8 protein-coding genes are annotated in these 7,037 nt (G+C 68.6%); 6 read left to right on the forward strand and 2 right to left on the reverse strand.

Annotation, left to right across the window (positions count from 1 at the left end; genetic code table 11):
• Nucleotides 1–156: 156 nt before the first annotated feature.
• Nucleotides 157–996 carry an ATP-binding protein gene (locus Q0R13_RS09280; protein ID WP_293902829.1) on the reverse strand — a complete coding sequence of 280 codons (840 nt, stop codon included), beginning with the start codon at nt 994–996 and terminating at the stop codon, nt 157–159.
• Nucleotides 997–1,115: 119 nt separating this feature from the next.
• Here Q0R13_RS09280 and yajC point away from each other — a divergent pair, with 119 nt between their 5' ends.
• The 6 genes from yajC (at nt 1,116) to Q0R13_RS09310 (ending at nt 5,803) form a co-directional block, all read left to right on the forward strand.
• Nucleotides 1,116–1,481 carry a preprotein translocase subunit YajC gene (gene yajC / locus Q0R13_RS09285; RefSeq protein ID WP_293902832.1) on the forward strand — a complete coding sequence of 122 codons (366 nt, stop codon included), beginning with the start codon at nt 1,116–1,118 and terminating at the stop codon, nt 1,479–1,481.
• 12 nt (nt 1,482–1,493) lie between these two features.
• Entirely contained in the window at nt 1,494–3,092 is a 1,599-nt protein-coding gene (secD, locus tag Q0R13_RS09290) for a protein translocase subunit SecD (RefSeq protein WP_293902835.1), read from the forward strand.
• Between the two features lie 10 nt (nt 3,093–3,102).
• Nucleotides 3,103–4,044, forward strand: a complete 942-nt coding sequence (gene secF / locus Q0R13_RS09295) for a protein translocase subunit SecF (protein WP_293902838.1) — start codon at nt 3,103–3,105, stop codon at nt 4,042–4,044.
• The gene (locus tag Q0R13_RS09300; protein WP_293902840.1) at nt 4,045–4,404 is read left to right on the forward strand and encodes an Mth938-like domain-containing protein; all 360 of its coding nucleotides are present in this window, start codon (nt 4,045–4,047) and stop codon (nt 4,402–4,404) included.
• 83 nt (nt 4,405–4,487) lie between these two features.
• Nucleotides 4,488–5,093, forward strand: coding sequence for a hypothetical protein (locus Q0R13_RS09305; protein WP_293902843.1), 606 nt, complete (start codon nt 4,488–4,490; stop codon nt 5,091–5,093).
• A gap of 62 nt (nt 5,094–5,155) precedes the next feature.
• Complete coding sequence (locus Q0R13_RS09310; protein WP_293902846.1) at nt 5,156–5,803, forward strand: squalene/phytoene synthase family protein; 648 nt, start codon at nt 5,156–5,158, stop codon at nt 5,801–5,803.
• A gap of 30 nt (nt 5,804–5,833) precedes the next feature.
• Here the strand turns inward: Q0R13_RS09310 and trmFO are convergent.
• The coding region (gene trmFO, locus Q0R13_RS09315; protein ID WP_293902849.1) for a methylenetetrahydrofolate--tRNA-(uracil(54)-C(5))-methyltransferase (FADH(2)-oxidizing) TrmFO at nt 5,834–7,037 on the reverse strand (1,204 nt) is incomplete at its 5' end.

Genomic DNA, 7,037 nt, shown 5'->3' on the forward strand with positions numbered 1-7,037 from the left:
TTTTTCTTTTCCCTCCCCTTCATGGGGAGGGACAGACTGCGAAGCAGTCAGGGTGGGGAACTCACGATCCCTACCGACGCCGCGTTCCGGCCCACCGTTCCCCACCCCGCTCGCCTGACGGCGAGTCGACCCTCCCCATGAAGGGGAGGGTAAAGGTCACAGCGGGACGCTTTTCCCCAGCTCCCCCGCCAGGTCGCGGATGAACTGCCAGGCCACGCGGCCGGAGCGGGCGCCGCGCAGTTGCGACCACTGCAGGGCGCGGCGGTCCAGGTCGGGGACCTTGAGGTCGTAGCGTTCGGAATAGGCGACCACCGCCGCCAGATAGGTGGGCTGGTCCATGGGCGGGAAGCCGATCCACAGGCCGAAGCGGTCCGACACGCTGACCTCCTCCTCGGCGTCCTCGGCGGTGGCGATCAGGCCGCGATCCTCGCCGTGACCGCGCGGCATCAGGTGGCGGCGGTTGGAGGTGGCCACGAACAGCACATTGGCAGGCGGGCCGGAGACGCCGCCCTCCAGCGCCGACTTCAGCGCCTTGGCCGCCGCCGCCCCCTCCTCGAACGAGAGGTCGTCGCACAGCACCATGAACCGCTCGGGCCGGGCGCGCAGGATGTCGAACAGCGCGGGGAGGGCGGTGACCTCGTCGCGGTCCACCTCCACCAGCCGCAGGTCCGCCGCCGTCGCCGCCACCGCCATGAACGCGGCCTTGGACAGCGAGCTCTTGCCCGTGCCGCGCACGCCCCACAGCAGGGCGTGGTTGGCCGGCAGTCCCCGGGCGAACCGCTGCAGGTTCTGCAGGAACCGCGCCTTCTGCTGGTCGACCCCGATCAGGCTGGCCAAGTCCAGCGCATAGTCGGGCGCGGGATGGAAGGCGGCGGTCCTCGGCTCATGCCGGAACAGCCGCGCGCCGGTGAAATCGGCGGGCGCAGGGGCGGGCGGCGCGAGCCGCTCCAGGGCCTCGGCGATGCGGGTCAGCAGCGGCGTGTGGTCGCTCTCCATGACCTGAGGGATTAGACCGCCGCCGGTTCCATTGCAAAACGAGGGCGCTGCGCATAGCTTCCGCCGACTTTTGCGGACCCCCATATGCCGGGGTGACCGACCGTTGCTTCGGAGAGGCCATGTTCACTGACGCCTATGCCCAGACCGCCGGCGCCGCCGGGGCCGCCGGAGGAATCCAGGGCTTCATGCAAAACAGCCCCTTCGGGTCGCTGATCTTCTTCCTGCCGCTGATCGTGCTGTTCTACTTCCTGATCTTCCGCCCGCAGCAGCAGCGCGCCAAGCAGCACCAGACCATGATCGGCGGCCTGAAGCGCGGGGACATGATCGTCCTGTCGTCCGGCATTGTCGGCAAGGTGGTCCGCGTCGAGGAGAAGGAGATCGGCCTCGAAATCGCCACCGGCGTCACGGTCAAGGTGGTCAAGGCGATGATCGCCGACGTCCGGGCGCGTGGCGAGCCGGCCGCGGCCAACGATTCCAAGGCCTAGAGCTCAGCCTCGATGATCAACGTCACCCGCTGGAAGGTCATCGTCGTCGTCCTGGCGACGCTCTTCGGCATCTTCTTCACCCTGCCCAACCTGCTGCCCGCTTCGGTGCGCGACGCCTTGCCGGCATTCGTGCCGCACAAGACCCTGGCGCTGGGCCTCGACCTGCAGGGCGGCTCCTACCTGCTCTACGAGGTGGATACCGCGGCCCTGCGCAACGAGAAGCTGACCGGTCTCACCGAGGACGCGCGGACCACGCTCACCAAGGCGCAGATCCCGTTCACCGGCCTCAGCGTCGTCAGCGGCGAGGTCAATGTCCGGATCAGCGACCCGAACCAGGTCGCCGCCGCCGCCGCCGCCCTGCGCCAGGAGGTCGGCGCGCCGCTGGCCGGCGCGGCCGGCGGGCGCGAGGTCGCCGTCAGCCTGATGGCCGACCAGCGGGTGCGGATCGCCTTCGTCGGCCAGGCCTTCGAGTCCCAGGCGACCAAGGCGGTGACCCAGTCCATCGAGGTCATCCGCCGCCGGATCGACGAGCTGGGCACCAAGGAGCCGGACATCCGCCAGCAGGGTTCCGGCCGGATCATGATCTCCGCCCCGGGCGAGAGCGACCCCGCCAAGCTGCGCGACTTGGTCGGCAAGACCGCCAAGCTGACCTTCCAGATGGTCGACGTGAACGCCGACCCGATCGAGGCCCAGCAGGGCCGCGCGCCGCCGGGCTCGATGATCGTGCCGGGCGACGACCGCGCCCCCTACTATGTCGTCAAGCGTCGCCCGGTGGTCACCGGCGAGATGCTGACCGACGCCCAGGGCACCTTCGACAACCAGACGGCCCGGCCGGTGGTCAGCTTCCGGTTCAACGCCATCGGGGCGAAGAAATTCGGCGAGGCCACCACCGAGAACATTGGCAAGCCATTCGCCATCATCCTGGACAACAAGGTGATCTCCGCGCCCACCATCAACGGGGCGATCACCGGCGGTTCGGGCATCATCACCGGCAACTTCACCACCGAGAGCGCCAACAACCTGGCGATCCTGTTGCGGGCCGGCGCGCTTCCGGCCCCGCTGAAGGTCCAGGAGCAGCGCACGGTGGGGGCCGAGCTCGGCGCCGACTCGATCCGGGCGGGCGCGATCTCGCTGATGATCGGGGCCGCGGCGATCATCGTGTTCATCGTCCTGGCCTACGGCCTGTTCGGGATTTTCGCAGCTTTCGCGCTGATCGTGAACGTGCTGCTGATCTTGGGAATCATGTCGATGACCCAGGCGACGCTGACCTTCCCGGGCATCGCCGGCCTGATCCTGACCCTGGCCGTGGCGGTCGACGCCAATGTGCTGATCTATGAGCGGATCAGGGACGAAGCCCATGCCGGGCGGCCGCCGATCATGGCCCTGGAGCACGGCTTCAGCCGCGCCCTGGTCTCGATCATCGACGCCAATATCACCAGCCTGATCTCGGCGATCATCATGTTCCTGTTCGGCGCCGGGCCGATCCGGGGCTTCGCCTGGACCCTCCTGATCGGCGTGTTCACCTCGGTGTTCACGGCGGTCGTCATTACCCAGCTTCTGATCGGCTGGTGGTTCCAGGCCACCAAGCCCAAGAAGCTGCCGATCGAATAAGAGACCGCACATGCACTGGCCCCTCATCCGTTTCATGCCCCGCGAATTCCACATCGACTTCGTGCGGCTGGCCCCCTTCGCGGCGATCCTGTCGGCCCTGCTGCTGCTGGGCTCGGGGGTGTCGTTCTTCACCCAGGGCCTGAACCTGGGCATCGACTTCCGCGGCGGCGCGCTGATCGAGATCAAGAGCAAGGGGCCGGCGCCGCTGGCGGCGCTGCGCGCGGCCCTGCCGGCCGCCGGCGGCCATGACGGCCAGGTCCAGGCTTTCGGCAGCCCGCAGTCGGCCATGCTGCGCTTCCGCACCGAAGGCACGGACGCCATCAAGGACGTCGAGGCGGTGAAAGCCAAGCTGGCCGTCAAGTTCCCGGACATCGAGTTCAAGCCCGGCGAGGTGGTGGGGCCGAAGGTCTCCGGCGAACTGGCCTGGTCCGGCGCCAAGGCGCTGGGGGCGGCGCTGTTCCTGATGCTGATCTACATCTGGTTCCGCTTCCAGCTGCAGTTCGGCCTGGGCGCGGTGGTGGCCGTGTTCCACGACGTGCTGTTGACCATGGGGCTGTTGTCGATCACCCAGATCGAGTTCTCCATGACCTCGATCGCCGCCCTGCTGACCGTCATCGGCTATTCGATGAACGAGAAGGTGATCACCTTCGACCGGCTGCGCGAGAACCTGCGCAAGTACAAGACCACCCCCCTGCGCGACGTGATCAACAAGTCCGAGAACGAGCGGCTGTCGCGCACCCTGATCACCGGGACGACGGCGATCCTGGCCCTGGCCGGGGCGTTCTTCCTGGGCGGCCCGGTGCTGTTCCCGCTGGTCTCGACCATGGTGTTCGGGATCTTCATCGGCACCTATTCGTCGGTCTATGTCGCCCTGCCGATCATCCTGCTGTGGGGCGTCAAGCGGAACGACGAGGCCGCCGTGGCCCTGAAGCCGGCCAACAGCCGGCCCTAGATGGCCCGCGACGCCCCGACCATCGACGCCTACGGCGACGGCGGCTTTCGGCTGGCGGGCGTCCGACATCATGGCTCGCTGCTGATCCTGCTCGACGAACCCAGCGCCTGGCCGGTCACGTCGATGGACCAGCTGACCCTTGCGGCCTTTGAACCCGTCCTGGCGGCCGGCCGCGCCGAGGTCGAGTTCGTGCTGCTGGGCGCTGGCGTCCGCAACGCCCTGCCGCCCCGCGACGTCCGCGAGGGCCTGCGGGCCGCGGGCCTCGGCCTGGAGGTCATGGACACCCCGGCGGCGGCCCGGCTCTACAACGTGCTCACCTCGGAAGGCCGCCGCCTGGCCACCGCCCTGATCGCCGTCTGAGGTCCCCTCTGGGCATCGCTTCCAGCCCGTCGCGAAACGCCCTATACCTCCGCCCCAGGGCAGGACTTGAAGGGCACAAATTCATGGCTGGACTACTCGCCAACTTCCGCAACACCTTGATCCTCAGCGTCATCCTGGCGCTGCTGATCGTCGGCGCCTATGCGACCGGACCCCAGGGGGCCGGCCCGATCTTCGTCCAGGCGGTGTTCCGCTGGCTGCACGTCTTCTTCGGCATTCTGTGGATCGGCCTGCTCTACTACTTCAACTTCGTCCAGATCCGGAAGATGCCGGAGATCCCGGCCGAGCTGAAGCCGGCGGTGTCGAAGTATATTGCCCCCGAGGCGCTGTTCTGGTTCCGCTGGGCGGCGCTGGCGACGGTGCTGATGGGCCTGGCGATCGCCGGGGGCCGCGGCTACCTGGTGCAGACCCTGTCGCTCGGCTTCGTCGGCGGCGGCAGCAGCAAGCAGTTCATGCTGCTGGGACTGGGCATGTGGCTGGGCATCATCATGATGCTCAACGTCTGGGGCATCATCTGGCCGAACCAGAAGCGCGCCCTGGGCATCGTCGAGGCCGACGCCGACACCAAGGCCAAGTCGGCCCGCATGGCGATGCTGGGCTCGCGCACCAACCTGCTGCTGTCCATCCCGATGCTGGCGACCATGACCATGTCCCAGACCATCTTCGGCTAGGGCAAGGCGACCCGATGCGAGAAGGCCCGCCCGAGCGGCGGGCCTTTTTCGTTTGGGACCCGATGAGCGACGACCTTGATGACCTGATCCGCCGCGTCGACCCGGACCGCTGGCTGTCCAGCCGGTTCATCGACGACCCGGCGGCGCGCGCCGACGTCATTGCCATCTACGCCTACGACCACGAACTGGCCCGCGCGCCGAAGGTGGCCTCCAACGCCCTGTTGGGCGAAATCCGCCTGACCTGGTGGCGCGAGATGCTGGACGAGGCCTACGAAGGCCGCCCGGTCCGCCACCACCCCACCGCCCAGGCCCTGGCCAGGGTGATCTCCAGTCGCGGCCTGCCGCGTGAGCCGCTGGAGGCGATGATCGACGCCCGCTACCGGGAGTTGGACGCGGCGCCGATGAGCGGGGCTGAGGCGCTGGCGTGGGCCCGCGGCACGGCGGGGCGGGCGGCGGAGGTCGCGGCACGGATCCTCGACCCGGGTGGCGCGGCGGAACGGGCAGTGGCGGCAGGCGCCGTGTGGGCGTTGGCCCACCGCGGGCTGGCCCTGGACCCGCCCGAGACCGAAGCCGCGAAAGCTGGCGCCTGCGCAGTCAGCGCCGCCGCCTTCCCCGCGGTCGCCCATGCGGCCCTGGCGGGGCGGCCAGCCGGTTCGGAACTCGCCAAGCGCCTGCGCCTGACCTGGGCAGTGGCAAGGGGAAGGATTTGATTTCCCTCCCCATGAAGGGGAAGGAAAAAGCTACGCCGCCGCCTCGGCTACAAGCGCCGCCCAGGCCGCCAGGTCCGACAACGCCCGCTCGCCCACCGCGCGCTTCTTCAGCCGGGTCTTCTCCTTCGAGCCCAGGCGGTTGCCCTCGGCGTCGCGCTTCGGCGGGTCGATGGGCGGCAGCAGGCCGTAGTTGATGTTCATGGGCTGGAACGAGCCTTTACCGCCTTCCAGGTGCCCGCCGGTAATGTGGCCCACCAGGCCGCCCAGGGCCGTCGTCGGCGGCGGCGCGTCAATCGGGCGACCCAGGCGCTCGGCGGCGGCGAATCGGCCGGCCAGCAGGCCCACCGCGGCGCTCTCCACATAGCCCTCGACGCCGGTCACCTGGCCGGCGAAGCGCAGGCGCGGGTCGGCCTTCAGGCGCAGCGAGGCATCCAGCAGGCGGGGCGAGTTGATGAAGGTGTTGCGGTGCAGGCCGCCCAGCCGCGCGAACACCGCCTTCTCCAGGCCCGGGATCATCCGGAAGATGTCGCTCTGGGCGCCGTGCTTCAGCTTGGTCTGGAAGCCGACCATGTTCCACAGGGTGCCCAGCGCATTGTCCTGCCGTAGCTGGACGATGGCGTGCGCCTTCACCAGCGGGTCGCGCGGGTTGGTCAAGCCCACCGGCTTCATCGGCCCGTGGCGTGGGGTCTCGCGGCCCCGCTCGGCCATCACCTCGATGGGCAGGCAGCCGTCGAAATAGGGCACGTGCTCCCAGTCCTTGAACTCCGACTTCGGCCCGGCCAGCAGGGCGTCGATGAAGGCCTCGTACTGGGCCTTGTCCATGGGGCAGTTGATGTAGGCTGCGGCATCGCCCCCCGGGCCCTCCTTGTCATAGCGCGACTGTTTCCACGCGATCGACATGTCGATCGTTTCGGCATGAACGATAGGTGCGATGGCGTCGAAGAACGATAACTGGTCTTCACCGGTAAGTGCGAGGATATGGCTGGTAAGCGCCTCTGAGCTCAGAGGTCCGGTGGCGATGATCACATTGTCCCAATCGGCTGGAGGAACCGCGACCTCTTCGCGCTCGATGCTGATAAGTGGATGGCCGGCAATCTCGCGCGTCACTGCGCCGGCGAAGCCCTCGCGGTCGACCGCCAGCGCACCGCCGGCCGGCGTGCGATGTTCGTCGCCACACGCCATGATCAGCGAGCCAAGCCGCCGCATTTCGGCGTGCAGCAGGCCGACCGCATTG

Source organism: Phenylobacterium sp. (assembly GCF_025351295.1).
Taxonomy (GTDB): domain Bacteria; phylum Pseudomonadota; class Alphaproteobacteria; order Caulobacterales; family Caulobacteraceae; genus Phenylobacterium.